Source organism: Variovorax sp. R-27 (assembly GCF_049913215.1).
Lineage (GTDB): Bacteria > Pseudomonadota > Gammaproteobacteria > Burkholderiales > Burkholderiaceae_C > Variovorax.
Genome location: NZ_CP183984.1, coordinates 6,815,916 through 6,834,974, shown reverse-complemented (window position 1 = coordinate 6,834,974; position 19,059 = coordinate 6,815,916). Strand labels below are relative to the sequence as shown.

General features: G+C 63.5%; 21 protein-coding genes. 8 read left to right on the top strand and 13 right to left on the bottom strand.

The annotated features are described in order from the left end of the window. Position 1: 1 nt before the first annotated feature. From ACN9MV_RS32145 to ACN9MV_RS32135, 3 genes are all read left to right on the top strand, one after another. Complete coding sequence (locus ACN9MV_RS32145; RefSeq protein WP_143047738.1) at positions 2 to 1,345, top strand: hypothetical protein; 1,344 nt, start codon at positions 2 to 4, stop codon at positions 1,343 to 1,345. Then, the gene (dcd, locus tag ACN9MV_RS32140; RefSeq protein WP_093174436.1) at positions 1,345 to 1,956 is read left to right on the top strand and encodes a dCTP deaminase; all 612 of its coding nucleotides are present in this window, start codon (positions 1,345 to 1,347) and stop codon (positions 1,954 to 1,956) included. The genes ACN9MV_RS32145 and dcd overlap by 1 nt, the downstream gene beginning before the upstream one ends. Positions 1,957 to 2,187: 231 nt before the next feature. Continuing rightward, positions 2,188 to 2,778: a recombinase family protein gene (locus ACN9MV_RS32135; protein ID WP_093174434.1), complete on the top strand. Its 591-nt coding sequence runs from the start codon at positions 2,188 to 2,190 to the stop codon at positions 2,776 to 2,778. A gap of 160 nt (positions 2,779 to 2,938) precedes the next feature. On the opposite strand, the gene ACN9MV_RS32130 is transcribed toward ACN9MV_RS32135, so the two are convergent. Further along, on the bottom strand, positions 2,939 to 3,181 hold the full coding sequence (locus ACN9MV_RS32130) for a helix-turn-helix domain-containing protein (RefSeq protein WP_093174432.1): 243 nt from the start codon (positions 3,179 to 3,181) through the stop codon (positions 2,939 to 2,941). A 131-nt stretch (positions 3,182 to 3,312) separates the two neighbouring features. Between ACN9MV_RS32130 and ACN9MV_RS32125 the strand changes: the two genes are divergently transcribed. After that, complete coding sequence (locus ACN9MV_RS32125; RefSeq protein WP_093174430.1) at positions 3,313 to 3,807, top strand: hypothetical protein; 495 nt, start codon at positions 3,313 to 3,315, stop codon at positions 3,805 to 3,807. A gap of 1,060 nt (positions 3,808 to 4,867) precedes the next feature. Here the strand turns inward: ACN9MV_RS32125 and ACN9MV_RS32120 are convergent. The 3 genes from ACN9MV_RS32120 to moaC form a co-directional block, all read right to left on the bottom strand. Further along, entirely contained in the window at positions 4,868 to 5,491 is a 624-nt protein-coding gene (locus ACN9MV_RS32120; RefSeq protein ID WP_143047737.1) for a hypothetical protein, read from the bottom strand. 257 nt (positions 5,492 to 5,748) lie between these two features. Continuing rightward, positions 5,749 to 6,732: a site-specific integrase gene (locus ACN9MV_RS32115; protein ID WP_093174424.1), complete on the bottom strand. Its 984-nt coding sequence runs from the start codon at positions 6,730 to 6,732 to the stop codon at positions 5,749 to 5,751. A gap of 110 nt (positions 6,733 to 6,842) precedes the next feature. Further along, the gene (gene moaC, locus ACN9MV_RS32110) at positions 6,843 to 7,325 is read right to left on the bottom strand and encodes a cyclic pyranopterin monophosphate synthase MoaC (RefSeq protein ID WP_093174422.1); all 483 of its coding nucleotides are present in this window, start codon (positions 7,323 to 7,325) and stop codon (positions 6,843 to 6,845) included. A 53-nt stretch (positions 7,326 to 7,378) separates the two neighbouring features. On the opposite strand from moaC, the gene ACN9MV_RS32105 reads away from it, so the two are divergent. Next, positions 7,379 to 8,944 (top strand): M48 family metalloprotease, encoded by a 1,566-nt coding sequence (locus ACN9MV_RS32105; RefSeq protein WP_426390863.1) that lies wholly within the window; start codon positions 7,379 to 7,381, stop codon positions 8,942 to 8,944. Positions 8,945 to 8,968: 24 nt separating this feature from the next. Here ACN9MV_RS32105 and ACN9MV_RS32100 read toward each other — a convergent pair whose 3' ends face one another. The 3 genes from ACN9MV_RS32100 to ACN9MV_RS32090 all read right to left on the bottom strand — a co-directional run bounded on the left by ACN9MV_RS32100 (position 8,969) and on the right by ACN9MV_RS32090 (position 10,695). Next, positions 8,969 to 9,322: a phage holin family protein gene (locus ACN9MV_RS32100; RefSeq protein WP_093055261.1), complete on the bottom strand. Its 354-nt coding sequence runs from the start codon at positions 9,320 to 9,322 to the stop codon at positions 8,969 to 8,971. An 88-nt stretch (positions 9,323 to 9,410) separates the two neighbouring features. Beyond that, on the bottom strand, positions 9,411 to 9,875 hold the full coding sequence (locus ACN9MV_RS32095; protein ID WP_093055263.1) for a hypothetical protein: 465 nt from the start codon (positions 9,873 to 9,875) through the stop codon (positions 9,411 to 9,413). Between the two features lie 70 nt (positions 9,876 to 9,945). Then, entirely contained in the window at positions 9,946 to 10,695 is a 750-nt protein-coding gene (locus ACN9MV_RS32090; protein ID WP_093055265.1) for a TerC family protein, read from the bottom strand. A 490-nt stretch (positions 10,696 to 11,185) separates the two neighbouring features. On the opposite strand from ACN9MV_RS32090, the gene ACN9MV_RS32085 reads away from it, so the two are divergent. Next, a complete protein-coding gene (locus tag ACN9MV_RS32085; RefSeq protein WP_093055267.1) occupies positions 11,186 to 11,656 on the top strand; it encodes a DUF3717 domain-containing protein in 471 nt (156 codons plus the stop codon). Positions 11,657 to 11,658: 2 nt separating this feature from the next. Beyond that, the gene (locus ACN9MV_RS32080; RefSeq protein ID WP_093055269.1) at positions 11,659 to 11,964 is read left to right on the top strand and encodes a putative signal transducing protein; all 306 of its coding nucleotides are present in this window, start codon (positions 11,659 to 11,661) and stop codon (positions 11,962 to 11,964) included. 10 nt (positions 11,965 to 11,974) lie between these two features. On the opposite strand, the gene ACN9MV_RS32075 is transcribed toward ACN9MV_RS32080, so the two are convergent. Both ACN9MV_RS32075 and purB read right to left on the bottom strand, forming a co-directional pair. Further along, the gene (locus ACN9MV_RS32075; protein ID WP_093055271.1) at positions 11,975 to 12,535 is read right to left on the bottom strand and encodes a YaeQ family protein; all 561 of its coding nucleotides are present in this window, start codon (positions 12,533 to 12,535) and stop codon (positions 11,975 to 11,977) included. Further along, complete coding sequence (gene purB / locus ACN9MV_RS32070; RefSeq protein WP_093174419.1) at positions 12,535 to 13,914, bottom strand: adenylosuccinate lyase; 1,380 nt, start codon at positions 13,912 to 13,914, stop codon at positions 12,535 to 12,537. Before purB ends, ACN9MV_RS32075 begins: the two co-directional genes overlap by 1 nt. A 130-nt stretch (positions 13,915 to 14,044) precedes the next feature. Between purB and ACN9MV_RS32065 the strand changes: the two genes are divergently transcribed. After that, on the top strand, positions 14,045 to 14,656 hold the full coding sequence (locus tag ACN9MV_RS32065) for a glutathione S-transferase N-terminal domain-containing protein (protein ID WP_093174417.1): 612 nt from the start codon (positions 14,045 to 14,047) through the stop codon (positions 14,654 to 14,656). A gap of 44 nt (positions 14,657 to 14,700) precedes the next feature. Here the strand turns inward: ACN9MV_RS32065 and ACN9MV_RS32060 are convergent, their stop codons facing one another. The 4 genes from ACN9MV_RS32060 to ACN9MV_RS32045 form a co-directional block, all read right to left on the bottom strand. Continuing rightward, positions 14,701 to 15,915 carry a class I SAM-dependent methyltransferase gene (locus tag ACN9MV_RS32060; RefSeq protein WP_426390862.1) on the bottom strand — a complete coding sequence of 405 codons (1,215 nt, stop codon included), beginning with the start codon at positions 15,913 to 15,915 and terminating at the stop codon, positions 14,701 to 14,703. After that, positions 15,912 to 16,712: a DUF1365 domain-containing protein gene (locus ACN9MV_RS32055; protein WP_426390861.1), complete on the bottom strand. Its 801-nt coding sequence runs from the start codon at positions 16,710 to 16,712 to the stop codon at positions 15,912 to 15,914. The genes ACN9MV_RS32060 and ACN9MV_RS32055 overlap by 4 nt, the downstream gene beginning before the upstream one ends. Further along, positions 16,709 to 18,058 (bottom strand): NAD(P)/FAD-dependent oxidoreductase, encoded by a 1,350-nt coding sequence (locus ACN9MV_RS32050; RefSeq protein ID WP_426390860.1) that lies wholly within the window; start codon positions 18,056 to 18,058, stop codon positions 16,709 to 16,711. The genes ACN9MV_RS32055 and ACN9MV_RS32050 overlap by 4 nt, the downstream gene beginning before the upstream one ends. 293 nt (positions 18,059 to 18,351) lie before the next feature. After that, a complete protein-coding gene (locus tag ACN9MV_RS32045; protein WP_093055284.1) occupies positions 18,352 to 18,966 on the bottom strand; it encodes a glutathione peroxidase in 615 nt (204 codons plus the stop codon). Positions 18,967 to 19,059 lie beyond the last annotated feature (93 nt).

Genomic DNA, 19,059 nt, shown 5'->3' with positions numbered 1-19,059 from the left:
AGTGCTTTCAAGAGAGTTTCTTCTTCACGAGCTCGAGAACGTACAAAGTGCCCTGGACGACACGCTACGGCACGACTACCTTCCTGGTGATGGGCGAGAGTTCTACCTTGAGTGCTTCGCCCGTCTTAAGGAGGCTGAGAAGCAGCTCCAGCGCTTATCGCCTACGAATCTGAGCCTTCAGGTTACGTACGCGCACCAGCTTTCGTTTCTATCGAAGCTGGTATCGCTTATTGAGCGATCGCATATTGGCGAGTTTTCGTGGGCATTTGCTTCGAGATTGCGCGACCTTACAAGAGAATTGTGCGCAGAAAATGGGCCGGGTGGTGAGCTGCTGCACCCTGTCGTGCATATCGTCGCTGAAGGCGGGCTTACTTCATATGCCGTCCTACCTGAAGATCCAGCGCTGACTGGGGGTCTAAAAAGACTCATCCATGTGATCTTTCCTCGGACGCTGAAGCATGATGTGCTTGTTCACACGATCTTGGGCCACGAAATTGGCCACGCTGCGTGGGCAATACCAAAGCTGCGGCGTGACATCATCTCTAAAGTGGTTACCCCGCTTTTTAAAGGAGGCCCACTTGAAAGCCCTACATCGGCCGAAGCTTGGCTGAACGAATCAGGAAGAGCGTCCGATGCCGATGAATTCTTACTAAAGCGGGATAAGCTTACGCCGAACAAGTTCTCGTTTTCTGGGAACAACAACAAGATGCTCGATCGGTGGCATCAGGAGTTTTTCTGCGACTTATTCGGTTTGGTAATGTTCGGACCTAGCTTTGCCTGCGCACACCGACTGCTACTAGGTTTACATCAACCTAGCGGCAATCAGCCGGGCGATCATCATCCGCCTTACGCATCAAGAGCCATCCTAGTTCTTAAGGCTTTGCGGCATCTCAACTGGCTGAGCTTTCCTTGCGGCACGGATACGTATTTGCAAGATGCGGTCAACAAGATGGAGGCGTACGTGGCTAAACTGCCCTCTACTCACGGCTGGTACGACGTATTCACTGACCAACAGGTTCGAGATGCGACAGATGGCTTGGTAGCAGTCCTCGCGCCGTACGCGGGGTTCGCCTATTCGCCTGTGGGCGAGTCCACGCTAGTCACCGTCAAGAACAGCCTTCATGCTCGAGTTCCTCCGGTGGGCTCAGCTTTGAATCCGACTAATGAAACGGTGTCTCTATCAGAGATGGATTTTCGACATGTGCTGACCGCTGGATGGGTGTATTGGCTGGGGCAAGAAAATCTCGCTGAAAATGATCGATTGAGCTTCAGTAGCATCAATCAACTGTGTGACCGAGGGATTCTCCAACAGGGTGCGGTGGACATAGTTCGAGGGACACCGTAATGTCAGCGCTGAGCCGAAGTGCGATCGTTGACCGGCTTAAAGATGGTTCTCTTGTAGTGTCCCCGCTACTTCAAGATGCACAGCTTGGGGCTTCTGCGATTGATCTTCGTATGGGGAACATCGTGCTCATGGCGAGAGCCCGAGGGTTATCACACGTCGAACCACGGAACTATCTAAAATCTGCCGACGACCACGCGGCGGTTTTGGGGAAGCGGCAAAAGCACGAAAGACACGAACTGGCTTATCACCAGCGATTTCTACTTCATCCCGGAACCTTGGCACTTGTGCCGACCCTTGAGTGGGCGAAGCTGCCGATGAATCTGCAAGGCGTGGTTACCGCTCGTTCAACCTGGGCCCGCGAAGGATTGAGCATCGCGACGGCCAGTTTCATCGAGCCGGGGTATGAGGGAATAATTACTCTTGAACTGGCAAACCTTGGGCAGATTCCAATCGCTCTCTATCCGGGACAACGAGTCGCGCAATTGGCTCTTTACACAATTGATTCGCCGCTCAACGTAGGCCAGCGGAAGAAGAGTCAGTTTCACGCGGCCTTCGAGCCATCCGAAGGAAACATCGCCAAGGGCGACGAGCCTTTCATTCCCACGCAGTGAGCGGACGATCGGCTCACAGCCGTATTCGATTCGCGGGTCACGAGCAGTCACGTTCCGCACTGCGGGCAATCGCTCGAAATCCCAGCTTTCTCGCAACAGCAGGTAGGCGTGTGTGCGCCAAAAACGACCGGTTGCGGACATCCGCTTTCAGCATGTCCAGAACCTAGGGTTGACTGAATTTCGGACTAATGCGATTATCGGATCTCCTTTTCGTACACCAAGGATGTCCGCATGACCCGTGTCTTCGCCTACTGTCGTGTCAGCACGACTGACCAGACGACAGAGAACCAGCTTCGAGAGATTGCAGCCGCAGGATTCGACATCGCGCCCAAGCGGCTCATAACTGAGACGATATCGGGCAGCGTTCCAGCCTCGGAACGGGCGGGCTTCTCGGGGCTCATCAATAGGCTGGAGGAAGGCGATGTGCTTGTGGTCACGAAGCTGGACCGACTTGGCCGCAATGCCATGGACGTTAGAGCCACCGTGGAGGCCCTGACGGGCTTAGGCGTCCGGGTTCATTGCCTAGCCCTTGGCGGCGTTGATCTAACCAGTGCGGCGGGCAAGATGACGATGGGTGTGCTCGCTGCCGTTGCGGAATTCGAGAGGGATTTGCTGATCGAGCGGACGCAATCAGGATTGGCGCGTGCGAAGGCCGCTGGAAAGGCTTTGGGGCGTCCGCAGGCGCTGGCCGAGGGGCAGGCCCGCGCCGCCCTTGAAAAGCTCTCCAAAGGGCTCTCCGTGGCGGCTGTCGCAAAGGAGTTCGACACGAGCAGGCAGACCATCATGCGCCTGCGCGACAAGGCCCCGCCAACGCAGCACTAAAGCGACAGCGAGGGCAGATGCCGGAGTGGAATTCGGCCTGCCGTGGGGCCCTCTCCGGCCCTCCTGAGCCCATTACTTGGAGGGGCACGGGGGAACTCAGACTCTGGAGCAGTCGTAGCTGCCCTCTTGCGGATACAGAAAAAATTTGGACTTCCACTCTCTACGGTTTGAGCAGTTGAAACGGCTTGACTTGGAGGGCGCGAGCCAATCGTTCTAGGTTGTCCAGCGAGATGTTTCGAGCCTGCCGCTCCACATGCGCCACAAAGGTTCGATGCAGGCCCGCTTCAAAGGCAAGCGCCTCTTGAGACCAACCCTTCGCCGCTCGGCGCCGTATCAAATTAATGGCAAGCACTTCCCGCGCCGAAGGTTCGGACTCTCCGTCGGGAACAAGCGGGCGAGACATTGCGGGGGAGTCTCTTTGCCTGCTGCTTTTGAGTCAGCCGCTTTTGAGTCACAATCTCGCGCTTGGCTTGTACGTGGTCGCCTAGCAGATCGCCGAAGGTTCGCTCTGCGTTCAAGCGAACTGGAGGACGCATGGGATTGTTTTCATGGATTGCCGCTACCGGGAGAAAGAGTGCGGCAGCTGCTCTGATTCAGCAGTACTTCGAGTTGAGCAAGCAGCATGGAATCTTTCCCGGCGACCCCGCAGGGACCGCCAATAGGATTACCGAACTCGCATGCAACCGCGTTCCCGAACTACCCCAAAAGTGGAAAGGACGAGTACTGGCCGCAAGCGTTCTAGCCATCGCAGTGCTCGAAGACGAATTCGCAGTAGAGGTCCGAGATCAGTGCGCGATGGCGCTGGCAGGCATGCTCAAGGCGGCGCATGCCGAGCGGCACCTTCATTCCTACGAGGATCAGAAGATGCTCGCAGTTGCTCAGCGTCTGTACGTCGAATTTCGGGAGGCCGTACCGGCGCAGCCGTATGAGCCACCAAAAACCGCAGCGGCCCAAAAGGAACAGCATCCGCAGACCGGGCGAGACAGGGCGCGGGCAATGGATGAACTCATCAAACGGATGAAGGCGTAGCGTCTCAGGCGTTGCAAGCCGGGACTCATGCACTTCGCGGACAAATAAGAAAGATGCAGTTCCGTCTCTCGGGCTGCTGGGCAAAGTCTCGCTGCACCGGACTCCTCCGCCGGGGCTGAAGCCCAGCGGGGGCGGGGCCAGCCGCGCCAGCACCTCGGTCATTGCAGCAGCCCCTGCCCCAGTGCACGAGAGATCGCCCGCTTGCCGACCTGGCAGGGGCCTCCATGCCCGTCAGACGCTGCACGACCTGATCGACAGGGACCACATCCTTGCAATGCATGAACGGGTTGCCCGAGGTGTGGCTGTTCCAAGTGAAAACTCTCCCATTCCCATGCCACTCGGTCTGCCTCACGCTGGGCTTCCAACTGGGACACCTCGGTCGCGATAACCTCAGCGTCCCCTGTGCGAGTCCGCGTGGTCGAGATGGGTTGGGCCTTCATCCGCAGCCGAGAGTAGATGCACGCTGCGCGGTACTCCTCCCCGAGATGCTCCCTTGCCTTCCCGCCTGTTCGTTGGAAGAGGGGCCCTAGCAGTGTTTCCCCGGCCAGAACACCGGCTTTGTGCAGCGCCGGGATGTAGCGCCGAACATCCTGCGAGCGTCGACTATGCATCTCGGCGTACCACTGGCATAGGACTCCAATGCCGGGTGTGATACCTCGGCGCAGATTGGCGAAGCGTAGGACGAATGTCGCGAACTGCTGCACCTCGAATCGAAGGGATGCAAGCGCCTTGGCGCGGGCGGGCAACCTCTCGCGCAAGTCCAGCACGGGGATGTTCAGCTGGTCGGCAGGGATGATCTCTCCCGTACCTGTGTCCAAGTACTCATGGACGCTCCGAATCCCCCCGGCCTTGGTGGTGTTGACGGAGTACACCGCCAGCATATCGAAGCTCAGGGACTCCGCAGCCGTGGCGCGGCTGATTGTGTTCTTTCGCATGTGTATGTCTTTATTCGGGAAAACAGCAGGAATCCAGCATCCATGCGGGTTTGCGACCGATGGAAGTGCGCAAATGGCGCGATTCAGCTGGTCTGCGGTGGTGGGGGGGCGACGGGTATTCGGTGTCAGGCATTCATGGCTGCGCGGCCCGCTTCGCGGTACGCGTTCAATCCCGGCAGTGCGGCCCGAACGGCTGCTGCCCCAACGGCGGCGCGGTCCTGATGCGATGCGGAACCGACTCGGAACTCGACCGCTGCGACGGTCCGTGCTCGCTCATCGCGGGAAAGAATGGGAGCCTGCGGACATGTCCGCTCGCTGAAGCCAATCTCCTTGCCGCTGACTCTGAGGATCAGGTTTTCACGAGTGAGATCGTTGCGGTCCCCATTGCGGTAGCTGATCCTCTCGCCTTTGCGGGCGTCCAAGATGACGCGGGCGAGGGGCCTGATCTTGTCGCCGTGATTGATGCTGGGGTAGTAGTTGTTCCCAGTGACCTTGCGTTGCGTCCAGCGAGCGGTCCAACCTGCCGCTTGAAGGAGGCAGTAATCTCGCGCTTCGACCTTGGCGGTAGACCCGTCTTGCAGTACCACGCCGAGCACGGTAGGGGTGAGGGGCACGATGTCATTTATGCCGCCTAGACGAGGAAGCCGTTGAGTATCGTCAGGCGTGTATGGACTGGTCGCAGGGCCGTACCAGCGGGGCGTTTGCGCGGCAGGCGTTGAGGTCAATAGTCGCGCGGAGTTCGTGTCCATGAAGTTCCTTTGAAGAGTCTTCGCGCACGGCTGCGCCTACCGGTAAGGGCATGCGGTTTCGAGAGCGAGGGAGTGCGTAACCCGGAGCCGCTAGATCGGGCTAGGGAAGTGACGCGTGAGCACAGGGTGCGATGAATGCCAAGAAGACCTTGGCGCTAAGACGGAAAAGGCCGCACCGTCAGCAGCATTGCGCTGCCAAGAAATGCGACCTTGTGTCTGTAATATAGGTACCGGATATAGAAACCGGTCCGCCGCTACTAACCCAGCTTCTTGGCCAGGGCCCCCGCGCTGGGGTGGTAATACCGCTTCAACATTTGGAGGCTGCGATGCCCCGTCACCGCCGCCAGTTCGATGACATTGGGCAGTTTGTCCGCCATGCGACTTGTTGCCGTGTGCCGTAGGTCGTGAAAGCGAAAACCGGGAACGCGTGCCCGCGCTGTAGCTTTCCGGAATGCTGCTGCCAGCGTCTGCGCAGATATCGAGAAGACGCGCCCATCCCCGTCTGTAGGCCGCGCTGAGAGGGCCGCGACTGCGGCGCGGGATAGCGGCACGCTGCGCGGATGCCCGTTCTTCGAGACCGGCAAGTACGCGGTTTGAGCGGCGAGATCGATATGCTTCCATTCGAGGGCCAACAGTTCACCCCGGCGCATGGCCGTATGCAGTGCAAGCTGCACAAGCGGCAGCATGTCTGGATTGCGTCGGCCTACTGGGGCCACGGCCACCAGCAAGCGCCCTTCTTCATCAGCAGAGAGCACGCGTGCCCGGCCAGGGGGAGCAGGCGGTTTCTTTACTAGTAGGCAAGGGTTTTCGATGCCAGCGCCCCATTCCCGCCGAGCGTGATTGATGACGCTGGAAAGCAGCGAAAGGTCCCGGATGACTGCTCCGGCCTTGACCTCCCTTAGCCGTTCGTCGCGGAAAGCAGCAACGACCGTAGGCGTCAGTTTCTCCAGCGCAAAGGCGGCCATCTTCGAACGCATAAGCGCCTTGATGCGGATGACCTCGTCTAGGTGTCCGCGCTTGGTCGGCGATACCTCCGCTGAATACCGGAGCAGCGCCTCGCCAAGCAGTGCCTTGTCCATGCTGGTACGCGACCGATAGCCCCCCGCGTCCATGGACGTTTCCATGTGACGCGCCCATTTCTTCGCCTCTGTTCGCGTGGCGAAGCTCTTCACTTCAGCCGGGTAGCCTTCTCGCCGCACGCGTGCTTGCCACGTGCCAAACCGTTCTCGAATCGATGCCATCTCGTGCCTTATTGGGACAGGAGTGGGACAAGAACGAGTTTTCGGCCTTTCCGGGCGGCTAGTCTGGTGTGCGGGTCTTGTGGTGAGGTTGGCGTTTACTTACGCCGCAATCACCCCGCCACCCAACTCCCCGACTTCCCCCCATGCTTCTCCAACACATGCACATCGTTGATCCGCATCCCCCGGTCCACCGCCTTGCACATGTCGTAGATCGTCAATAGCGCCACCTGCACCGCCGTCAGCGCCTCCATCTCCACCCCCGTCGGCCCGACGGTCTCGACGGTCGCCGTGCAGACCACTTGCGGCACGCTCCCCGCGTCGGCAAGCGCAAACGCCACAGCCACCCGCGTCAACGCCAACGGATGACACAGCGGAATCAGATCGCTGGTCTTCTTCGCCGCCTGAATCCCCGCAATCCGTGCGATGCCCAGCACGTCGCCCTTCTTCGCCGTCCCCGACTCGATCAGCGCCAGCGTAGCCGCCTGCATCTCGATGCGGCCCGTGGCCACGGCCACGCGGTGGGTTGCGGGCTTGCCGGCCACGTCGACCATGTGGGCCTGGCCCTGGGCGTCAAAATGGGTGAGAGTGCTCATGGTGAACGTTCGTTTTGAAGATGCATCATACGAGCCCGAGCCACAGACGAGGAATGCCGCGCTTGACTCCCCATCGCCCCACGAAAAGCCTGCCGATGCCTGCCTTGCGGTCGTTGTGCGCTACTTTTTTAATAGCTTCCCAGGTGCTGTTGCCGGTGCCCGCGCTGGCACAGATGCAGCAGATCCTGCCCGGCATGGGCGATGGCGGCGAGATGACTGCCAGCGCGGAGCGCCACCTCGGCGACCAGATCGCCCGTGAGCTGTACCGCGACACGGACTACATCGACGATCCGGTGATCGCCGCCTACGTGCAGGACATCTGGCAGCGCCTGCTGACGGCCGCCCGCGCGCGCGGCGAGCTCACGCCCGAGCTCGACGAGCGCTTCGCCTGGACGATCCTGCTGGGCCGGGACCGCAACATCAATGCCTTCGCGTTGCCCGGCGGCTACCTGGGACTCAACCTCGGCCTGGTGGCGGTGGTCGGCAGTCGCGACGAGCTGGCCACGGTGCTCGGGCACGAACTCTCGCACGTCACGCAGCGCCACATCTCGCGCATCATGAGCAAGCAGGGCAAGCAGATGCCATTGATGATCGCGGGCCTGATCCTCGGGATGATCGCGGCCGGCAAGAGCCGCAACGGCGACGCAGGCCAGGCCGTGATCATGGGCAGCCAGGCGCTGTTCATGCAGAACCAGTTGAGTTTTTCGCGCGACATGGAGCGCGAGGCCGATCGCATCGGCTTCGGCGTGATGACGCAGGCGGGCTTCGCGCCGCAGGGCGCGGCCGCGATGTTCGAGAAGCTGCAGTACGCCTCGCGCCTCAACGACAACGGCTCGTACCCTTACCTGCGCAGCCACCCGCTGACCACGGAGCGCATCTCCGACATGCAGGGCCGCTTCCAGTTCCGCATGGACGCGGCGCCGCCGGTTCCGCTGGCGATGGACCACGCGATGATCGCTGCGCGCGCACGCGTGCTGACGCGCCCGGGTGTCGACGTGTTGCGGCTCTGGATCGAATCGGCCTCCAGCGGCGAGTTCGCAAAAAGCTCACCGGCCCAGCAGGCCGGCACGCTCTATGCCGCGGCACTGTCGGCCAAGGAAATGCGCGACTACAAGAGCGCGCGCACGCTGGTCGAACGACTGGTTGCGCGCACGGCGGACGATGCTGCCGCGGCGAAGCAGGCGCGTTGGCTCAACGCGGAGATCGAGCTCGCCGCAGGCGCCGCGCCCAAGGCGGCTGCGCTGCTCGATGCCAAGTCGAAGGAGCGGCCCGAGATGATGCTCGCTGCCGAAGCCGCCACGGCGATGCGCCAGCCCGCGCCGATGATTCCTGTATTGCGCGACTGGGTCGCCGCGAACCCGCGCGATGCCACGGCGTGGCGCACGCTCGCCAATCTCTACGGCGCCCAGAACGACACGCTGCGCGCGGTGCGCGCCGACGCCGAGGCGAACGTGGCGATCCTCGACTACCCGGCCGCGCGCGACCGTTTCAAGGCTGCACAGGAACTCGTCCGCCAGTCCAAGGTGGTCGACCACTACGAGGCGTCGATCATCGACACCCGTGCGCGGGCAGTGGAGGCGTTGGTGAAAGAGCAGGCTGCGGAGCCGCCGCTGAAGTGACGTAGCGCGGCAGCCGCTGCAGATTCAGCGCTTGGACAGCAGCCCGCCCAGCGCGGACTCGATCAGCAACCCCAGCAGCGAATACAGCAGCGAGCCGATCAACGCGGCCAGGAAGCCGCTGACGTGAAAGCCGCTCAGCAGCCCCGATGCGGCCCAGAACAGCAGCGCGTTGATGATGAACAGGAACAGCCCGAGCGTGACGATGGTGACCGGCAGCGTCAGCACCACCAGCACCGGCCGCACGACCATGTTGAGCAGGCCGATCACCGCGGCCGCGATCAGCGCGGAGCCGAAGCTGTTGACCTGGACACCGCTGTAGAGATAGGCAACCGCCAGCAGCGCCACGGCGCTGAGCAGCCATTTGATGATGATGCGCATAGGGCGCTCAGGATACCCCAGGGCCCACAAAACAACGAGCTCCGGTGCGTTGCCGCACCGGAGCTCGTCCAGAGAGACTCGTCCTGCCTTACTCGGCCAGTTCGTTCGCCAGCACCAGCAGCGCGCCCATGCCCATCACTGCGCCGGGAAAGGCCCAGCCCGATTGATGGGCCGGTGTCTGGTCGGGCGTTACCGGCTCCAGGTCGACGCCGATCTTCGGGCGGCGTGCATCGACCACGTGAACGGCCGAGTGCTCGCGCTTGAGCTGTGCCGTCAGTTCGGTCAGCGGGCCCTTGGCCAGCACCGGGGTCACCTGGCCGCCATTGCGCTCCAGCAGCGGCAGCATCTGCGCCTGCACCTTGCTGAACCACTTGGCGCGCCAGTTCTCGCGCGCGCTGTGGCTCACCCACTTGCTGATGCGATGCGTCATGCGCGGCGCGCAGGCCACGAGCACCCAATGGCGCGCCACGACGGTGCTCGCGTCCGGAGCAAGTTCGGCGAACTGCTCACAGGCGTAGGTGACGTCGTCGACATAAAGAATGATCTTTTCCATGGCGTGCTCCTTCAGGTAGTTAGAGTGAGAGACGAGGTGGGACAGGAAGTTTCTCGAAAGCGACGCCGGCTCAGCCGGTCGTCACCGCCTGTTCTTCAGGCTTGTTGCGGGCGTGGCGCGCGGCCACCCACTTGCCGATTGCCAGCACCAGCAGCGCACCGGCGATACCGGCGGCGTACTTGACCACGTCGGTCTGCGGCACCTTCGGCACCCAGGTCCAGGCGGCGGCGTTTGCCAGTGCGGGGTCGGACACGGCCATCGTGCCGGCGATCCAGCCGAGCAGCATGCCGCCCAGCGTGATGATCATCGGGAAGCGGTCCATCAGCTTGATGACCAGCTGGCTGCCCCAGACGATGATCGGGATGCTCACGAGCAGGCCGAAGATCACGAGCGGCATCTGGTGGCCGTCGCCCGCGCCTTGCGCGGCACCGGCAATGGCGATCACGTTGTCGACGCTCATCACGAGGTCGGCCACGATCACGGTCTTGACCGCGCCCCACAGCTTGTCGCTGCCGGTGATGTTGCCGTGTGCGTCGTCGTGTTCAGGGGCCAGCAGCTTGACGCCGATCCACAGCAGCAGGATTGCGCCCACCAGCTTCAGGAACGGAATGGCCAGCAGCGTGAGCGCAAAGAAGATCAGGATGACGCGCAGGATGATGGCGCCCGCTGTGCCCCAAAGAATGCCCTTGGTGCGTTGGGCCGGCGGCAGCTTGCGGCAGGCCAGCGCGATCACGACAGCGTTGTCGCCGCCCAGCAGGATGTCGATCATGATGATCTGACCGACCGCGACCCAGAACTCCGGGGTCATGAACATTTCCATAGATTTCCTCTTTGTCTTTGCGCCCCAGCCTCTCCCTTCAGGGGCGACGACGGAAGGCGCATGCCGATGCGTTTCGATTCATCCTGTGCGGGAAGATCGAAAGCGAGGAATGAAGTCCGGGGGTGACACCGGGAGCTTGCGAACGCTTCGACCAAACCTGCACAGGTTCAAATCGAAGGTCTCGCTCGACAGCGCCCGCGCGAGTGCGCGTACGTTGTCCGGCAGGCCGGAAGTGTTTTGCTTCGTATTGACGACCTGACGATTCGCGCTGCCGTGGACAGCGGTCGGGAGCTACTCCCCTTCGTGGGGCGGATTAGAGCATCGAAGCTCGCGGCGGTGCAATCGAAAGTTTCCACGGGTTTAAAGAGAACACCTTCAAACTGCTGATGAATAGGGCATGTGGCGCTCTGTTTTTCATAGCAAGCTTGTCCCTTCGGCGTTTCGGGACATTGCCGGACTATGATCGCCGTCCGCTGCTTTTTCACGTTCCATGGCCGCCATACACATCACCGACATCGAGGCCGCCATCAACCACTGGCGCGAGAAGACGCCGTCGCCCGACGGGGTCACGCTCGGCCCCGAATTGCGCGCGCTGGCCGAGGTCTACGCGCTCATGGTTTTTCATCACGAGGACGAGGTCGACGAGGTCGGCTTTCCACCCAAGGCCTGGGCCGCCTGGATGGCCTGGTACGAGAGCACGCCCGACACGCCTTGCATCGCGATCTGCTCCACCAGCCAGGGCGACGACGAATGCAAGGGCTGCGGCCGCACCTTCGACGAGGTGCAGTTCTGGCCCGGCATGACACCCGTCGAGAAGCGCGCCACGTGGCGCCGCATCACGATGGAAGACTCGGCCTGGCGCTTCAACCGCTATGCCGAACGGGCACGCGAGGCGGAACCGCCGCCGTCCGCCGCCGAGCCTGAGCTCGATCCCGACGACGAGAAAAACTGGGCCCCCTGACCATGCGCCGCCTCGCGCAAGCCCCCAACCTCGCGATCGCGACCGTGTGGGTGCACGCGCTGCGCGAAGAGGGCGTGGCCGCCACCGTGCAGCGCGAATTCCTCGGCGCGGTGATGGGCCAGCTGCCACCCGACCAGTGCCTGCCCGAGATCTGGATCGACGACGAGGCCCAGTTCGATCTGGCCAGGAGGCTGCTGCACGAGCTGCAGCACCGCCCGCAGCGCAGCTGGCTGTGCGTGTGCGGCGAGCAGGTCGAAGGCGGCTTCGAGCAGTGCTGGCAGTGCGGCGAGATGATGCCGGCCGCCTAGCCGCGCGGCATTACTTCCAGCGAAGCAGTTCCACGTCGATGCTGTTGACGCCGTCGCCCAGCGTCAGCGTGTTTTCCTGAATGGTCGCCTGCAGCTGCATGCTGCGCTGCGCCAGCGCGGCCAGCGCCTGCGAGGCATTCGTCGGCACGCGATAGACCTTCAGGTTCTGCGGCCGCGTGAGCTTGTTCTCGATGCCGCGCCACCAGATTTCTGCCGCGTGGTTGAAGCAGTAGACGATCACCTCGTCAGCCTTGCCGCAGGCCTTGATGATGGGCTTGTCTTCCGGCTGGCCGACCTCGATCCAGATCTTGACCTCGCCCGTGAAGTCGCGCAGCCACACGTCGGGCTCGTCAACGTTCGACAGGCCAGCGCCGAAGGCCAGCGTGCCGTCGCCCTGGCAGATGTCCTGCAGCTGGTGCGCATTGAGCGCGAGCGCGACCAGCCGGATCATCATCCGCTCGTCGGTTTCGCTCGGGTGGCGCGCCAGGGTCAGCGCATGGTCGGCGTAGTAGCCGTGGTCGATGTCGGCCACCGCGAGGGTGGCCTTGAAGATGGTGGACTTGAGGGCCATCAGATGCGCTTGGCCAGCTCGGCAGCCTTGCCGACGTAGCTGGCCGGCGTCATCGCCAGCAGGCGGGCCTTTTCCTCTTCCGGAATCTCCAGCGAGCGGATCAGCCCGTGCAGCGCCTCGGCCGTCACGGTCTTGCCGCGCGTCACTTCCTTCAGCTGCTCGTAGGCACCCTGCACGCCGAAGCGGCGCATCACGGTCTGGATCGGCTCGGCCAGCACTTCCCACGAGGCGTCGAGGTCTTCGGCCAGCGCTTCCTCGTTGAGTTCGAGCTTGCCCAGGCCGGTGGCCAGGCTGGCGTAGGCCAGAGTGGCATAGCCGAAGGCCACGCCGATGTTGCGCAGCACCGTGCTGTCGGTCAGGTCGCGCTGCCAGCGGCTGATGGGCAGCTTCTCGCTCAGGTGGCGCAGCACCGCGTTGGCCAGGCCCAGGTTGCCTTCGGCGTTCTCGAAGTCGATCGGGTTGACCTTGTGCGGCATCGTCGAGGAGCCGATCTCGCCCTTCTTCAACCGCTGCTTGAAGTAGCCCAGGCTCACGTAGCCCCAGATGTCGCGCGAGAAGTCGATCAGGATCGTGTTGGCACGGGCCACCGCGTCGAACAGCTCGGCCATGTAGTCGTGCGGCTCGATCTGGATGCTGTAAGGCTGGAAGCTCAGGCCCAGGCCCAGCGGCGCGGGCGTCTCGATGACCTTGCGGCTGAAGGCTTCCCAGTCGAAGTCGGGCCAGGCGGCCAGGTGGGCGTTGTAGTTGCCGACCGCGCCGTTCATCTTGCCGAGCAGCTGCACCGAGGCGATCTGGGCGCGGGCCTTCGACAGGCGCACCGTCACGTTGGCGATTTCCTTGCCGACCGTGGTCGGGCTGGCGGTCTGGCCGTGCGTGCGCGACAGCATCGACACGTTGGCGAACTGGTGCGCCATTTCGCGCAGCTTGGTGATCAGGCCGTCGATGGCCGGCAGCACCACCTTGTCGCGCGCGGCCTGGATCTGCAGGGCGTGGCTGGTGTTGTTGATGTCCTCGCTGGTGCAGGCGAAGTGCACGAACTCGGCGGCCGCAAGCAGCTCGGGCCGGGCCTCGAACTTGGACTTGATCCAGTATTCGACCGCCTTCACGTCGTGGTTGGTGGTTTTCTCGATTTCCTTGATGGCCAGCGCGTCGGCCTCGGAAAAGTGCGACACCAGGCCCAGCAGGTACTTGCGGGCGCCGCCCGTCAGGGGCTTGAATTCGGCGAAGCCGCAGTCGGACAGCGCAATGAACCACGCCACCTCGACTTGCACGCGTCGGTGCATATAGCCCTGTTCGCTCATCAGCGGACGCAACGCCGCGAGTTTGGCCGCGTAACGGCCATCAAGGGGGGAAAGGGCGGAAACGGTGGAAAAGCTCATGCCCGAATTTTAGGCGGCCGGCGGTCCGTGGGGCGGTACCGACACATTGGGGTCGATTTGGGGCTCTGGTTTTCCCGTTCACCTAAAATGACTATTAACAAACGTCATTAAAGCTAGGGAGAGAGCCTTCATGAAACTGATCGGATCCGCCGCCAGCCCTTATGTGCGCAAGGTGCGCGTGGTGCTGGCCGAAAAGCGGCTCGATTACCAGTTCGTGATCGAAGACGTCTGGGCTGCCGACACCACGATCTCCAATTCCAACCCGCTCGGCAAGGTTCCCTGCCTGATCATGGAAGGCGGTGAGGCGATGTTCGACTCCCGCGTGATCGTCGAATACCTGGACACCCTGTCGCCGGTCGGCAAGCTGATTCCGCAGCAGGGCCGCGAGCGCGCCGAGGTCAAGACCTGGGAGGCGCTGGCCGATGGCGTCATGGACGCCGGCGTGCTCTGGCGCCTGGAAGCCACCTGGGCCGGCCGCAACGACGGCGAGCGCAGCGCGGCCTGGATCGAGCGCCAGCGCACCAAGGTCGAGGACGGCGTTGCCGCCATGTCCAAGGGCCTGGGCGACAAGCCCTTCTGCAGCGGCATCCACCTGAGCCTTTCAGACATCGCAGTGGGCTGCACGCTGGGCTGGCTGGACCTGCGCTTCCCTGAAATCGACTGGCGCGGGGACCACGGCAACCTCGCGAAGCTGTTCGACAAGCTGATGCTGCGGCCCAGCTTCATCGACACCAAGCCCTGAGAAACGAGCCCTGAAGAAAGGCGCCACGCGGCGCCTTTTTCTTTTCAGCGCTTGCGCAGCGTGTACTGCACCACGTCGATGTTCGCCTGCGAGAACGCGGCCTCGCAGTAGGCCAGGTAGAACTCCCAGATACGCATGAAGCGCTCGTCGAAACCCAGCTGCAGGATGCGGCCGCGCTGCCCGAGGAAGCTCTCGCGCCAGCGGCGCAGCGTCTCGGCGTAGTCGGCGCCGAAGGCGAATTCGTCCACCACCTCCAGCCCCGCGGCCTCGGCCTCGCGGCGGAACTCGCGAGGGCAGGGCAGGCAGCCGCCCGGGAAGATGTACTGCTGGATGAAGTCGGTCGAGTCGATGTAGCGGTCGAACAGCAGATCGTCGATCACGATGCTCTGCACGCAGGCGCGGCCGCCCGGCTTGAGCAGCCGGCTCACGCTCTGGAAGTAGGTCGGCCAGTACGCGCGGCCCACGGCTTCCACCATTTCGATGGAGCACACCGCGTCGAAGGGGGCGTCGGCGATGTCGCGGTAGTCCTGCAGGCGCAGGTCGGTGACCAGTCCGGCGGTGCGCTCGCGGGCGTAGGCCAGCTGCTCGGTCGACAGCGTCACGCCCGTCACCGAGGCGCCGAAGTCCGTCGCCGCCATCTCGGCCAGCGCGCCCCAGCCGCAGCCGATCTCGAGCACGCGGTCGCCGGGTTGCACGGCCGCCAGTTCGAGCGCGCGGCGCACCTTGGCGCGCTGCGCCTCGGGCATTGGCCTCGACAGATCGCCATCGAACCAGGCCGACGAGTAGTTCATCGTCTCGTCGAGCCAGAGTTTGTAGAACGCATTGCCCAGGTCGTAGTGCGCGTGGATGTTGCGCGAGCTGCCGGCCTTGCTGTTGCGGTTCATGAGGTGCCGCACGCGGTACAGCAGGCGGCCGGGCCAGCTGCCGTACACCACGTCTTCGATGGCGCGGCGGTTGGCGATGAACACCTTGATCAGCTCGGTGAGGTTGGGCGTGGTCCAGTCGCCGGCGATATAGCTCTCGGCAAAGCCGATGTCGCCCGACTTGAGCGCGGCCTTGCAGGCATTCCAGTTGCGCAGCGTGAGCGAGGCTGTGGGGCCGCTGCCCGGCGTGGCCCCGAAGTGCCGCACCGAGTCGTCGGGCAGGCGCACGGTGAGCGAGCCATGGGCTAGCCGCTGCAGCAGGCCGAGTACGGTGCGCGCGGCGGCGGGCGCGCCCTGGGGCAGCGAGAAGCGGGACGCGGTTGTTGTGGACGTCATGGATTCACCTGCTGCTGCTGGTTGTCGCGTGAAACGAAGTGCGTGGGCGGCGCCGGCCTGGCGACCAAGGGCACGCGCTTGACCCACAGCTTCGCGGCCTGCCAGTGGATGCGCGCGATCAGCCCGAAGGTCATGGCCGGGTAGCGCCACAGCGCGCGGCGCACGCTGGCCGCGGTCATGGGACCGAGGTCGCCGCTCACGCTGGTCTGCAGCAGCGGGCCGTCGGTGTCGTCGTGGTCGATGCGCACCACCGTATGCGCGCGGCCGGCATCGACGAAGAAGCGGAAGCGGTAGCTGCCATGGACGCTGCAGAACGGCGAGACGTGGAAGGCTTTCGTCGCCTGGAGTTCTTTGCCGTACACCGGGCGGTCCAGCAGGTAGCAATGGCGCTCGCCGAAGGTGTTGTTGACCTCGACCACGATCGCCCGCAGCACGCCTTCGGGCGTGTGGCAGTACCAGAAGCTCACCGGCTTGAAGGTGTAGCCGAACACGCGCGGGTAGCAGTGCAGCCAGGCTTCTCCGCCGGCGTCGTGGATCTGGTGGGCGGCCAGCAGGTCGTCGAGCCAGGCCAGCGCGCCGCCTTGCTCGGGCGGGCGGCCGTCGCCGTGATCGACGTCGTGAAAAGAGATGGCGGCCGCGCGGTTGAGCGCCACGGCTTTGCTGCCGTGCTCGCGCAGGGCGCGCATCGGCAGCATCAGGAAGTAGGTCGGATAGACGAAGGCGTTGCGCGCAGGGCGCAGGCGTGTGTGGCGGACTTCGCCGAAGCCCATCAGCGGCACGGCCTGCGTGGGTGTCATGCTGCAAGCCTCGCCGTCGTCGGGTTCTCGCCGGCGGAAAGCCGTGCGCGCAGTCCTTCGGCCACCGCCAGCCCGGCCTTGAGGCCGTCTTCGTGGAAACCGTAGCCCATCCACGCGCCCGCGAACCAGGTGTTGCGCTGGCCTTGCAGGGCGGGCACCTCGGCCTGCGCGCGGATCGCGGCAAGGTCGAGCACCGGGTGGTCGTAGTCGTATTCGGCCATGACCTGACTACGCTGGATTTCGCGCACCGGATTCAACGAAACGACGACCGGTTGTTCCCAGGGCAGCGGCTGCAGCTTGTTCAGCAGGTAGTGCAGGCAGATGCGGCCCGATTCGCGCTCGCCGGCTCGTTCGTAGTCGGCGCGCTCGTAGTTCCAGGCGGCCCAGGCCGTGCGGCACTGCGGCAGCACCGAGGCATCGGTGTGCAGCACGGCATGGTTCGACTGGTAGCGGATCGCGTCCAGCACCGCGGCCTCGGCGGGGCTCGCATCGCCCAGCATGGCGAGCGACTGGTCGGAGTGCGTGGCCAGCACGACGTGGTCGAAGCGCTCGACGCCCGCGTCGGTGGCCACCAGCACCCCGGCGTCGCTGCGGGTGATGCCGCGCACGGACGTGTTCAGGCGCTTGTCGGGCAGGCCCGCGACGATCTTCTCGACGTAGTGGCGCGAGCCACCGCGCACGGTGCGCCACTGCGGCCGGTTCGCGATCTGGATCAGGCCGTGGTTGTGGCAGAAGCGGATCATGGTCGCGACCGGAAACGCCAGCATCCGCGTGGTCGAGCAGCTCCAGATGCAGCCCATCATCGGCAGGAAGTACCACTCGCGAAACGCCGCGCCGAAGCGGTGGGCGTCGAGGAATTCACCCAGCGGCTGGGCCATTTCGCCCTCGGTGCCGGCCTCGGCGATACGCGTCGTCAGGCGGTTGAAGCGCAGCAGATCGCCGAGCATTCCCAGGAAGCGGCGGTCGAACAGGTTGCGCCGCTGCGCGAACACGGTGCCGAGGCTGTTGCCGCTCCACTCCAGCCAGCCGCCGCTGTTGTCGCGCGCGGCCTGGACCGAGAACGACATGTCGGAAGCAGCTGTCTCGACACCGAGTTCGGCGAAAAGACGGATCAGGTTCGGGTAGGTGCGGTCGTTGTAGACCAGGAAACCGGTGTCGACGCCATGGGCGACCCGGGTGGTGTCGGTAGAGGAGCGTGGAAGCTCGATTGTTGCCGTATGGGCGTGGCCACCGAAGTAGTCACTGGCTTCGAAGAGGGTGACGGCGGCCGCGTCGCGCAGCGAATGCGCTGCGGCCAATCCTGAGATGCCGGCGCCGATGACGGCGATGCGAGGGGGCCGCGTCATCGCGAAACCCCAGCCCGGCTGGAAGACAAAAATGCTGCGAGGCGCCCCGACGCGAAGGAGGGAGGGAGGGAGGAGGAGAAGAATCGCCTCGGGATTTCGACCAGACGGCAGGCGCCCGGAAGACCTCGCAACATGAAAACTGCTGGGCAATCACTGCCCACGCAAGTTAGGAGCGCGACATCCGCGGCACGGTTCCCGCGCGTTTGGTAAACGTTTGTGACGCCGAGCTCACGATGATTTAGACGCATCGGTAAATAATATTACCGATTCGTTTTCTTGTGAACTGCTCAGTCTCAATTTGACCCGAGTTGCTTCTCGATGACGTTCACAAAGCCGTTTTCATCGGGCGCCGTCATGCTCGACCACGCCTGCACGACCTTGCCGTCGCGCCCGATCAGGTACTTGTAGAAGTTCCACTTCGGCGTGGTGCCGGAGGCCTGCGCGAGCTGCTTGAACAGCGGATTCGCCTCGGTGCCGCGCACCGACGACTTGGCGAACATCGGGAATTTCACGCCGAAGGTGCTTTCGCAGAAGTCGGCAATTTCCTTGTTGGAGCCCGATTCCTGGGAGAAATCGTTGGACGGAAAGCCCAGCACCACGAGCCCGCGCGAGCGGTATTTCATGTCCAGCGACTCCAGCCCCTTGTATTGCGGAGTGAATCCGCAGAAGCTGGCCGTATTGACCACCAGAACCACCTTGCCGGAGTACTGGCACAAAGACTGGGGTTTTTCATCCTGCAGCCGCGGGAAGGTGTGTTGCAGGATTGCCGGGCATCCTGCGGCTTCTGCCGGAGCGGGCGCGGCGGACGCCGTCTGGGCGTGGGCGGGAAGGGTCGAAAAGAGGCTCGCCACGAGGGAAATCGCGGGGGCGCAGCGCCAGAGCGTCGACAATCGGAAGAGGGTTCGCATGGCGGGCTCCTGGGTCAAAAAGGGGGGTGTGCATCCGTGCCGCAACGGCGCACGTATTCGCATCATCGCGCGTCTGTCATGGTCGCGCCAAAC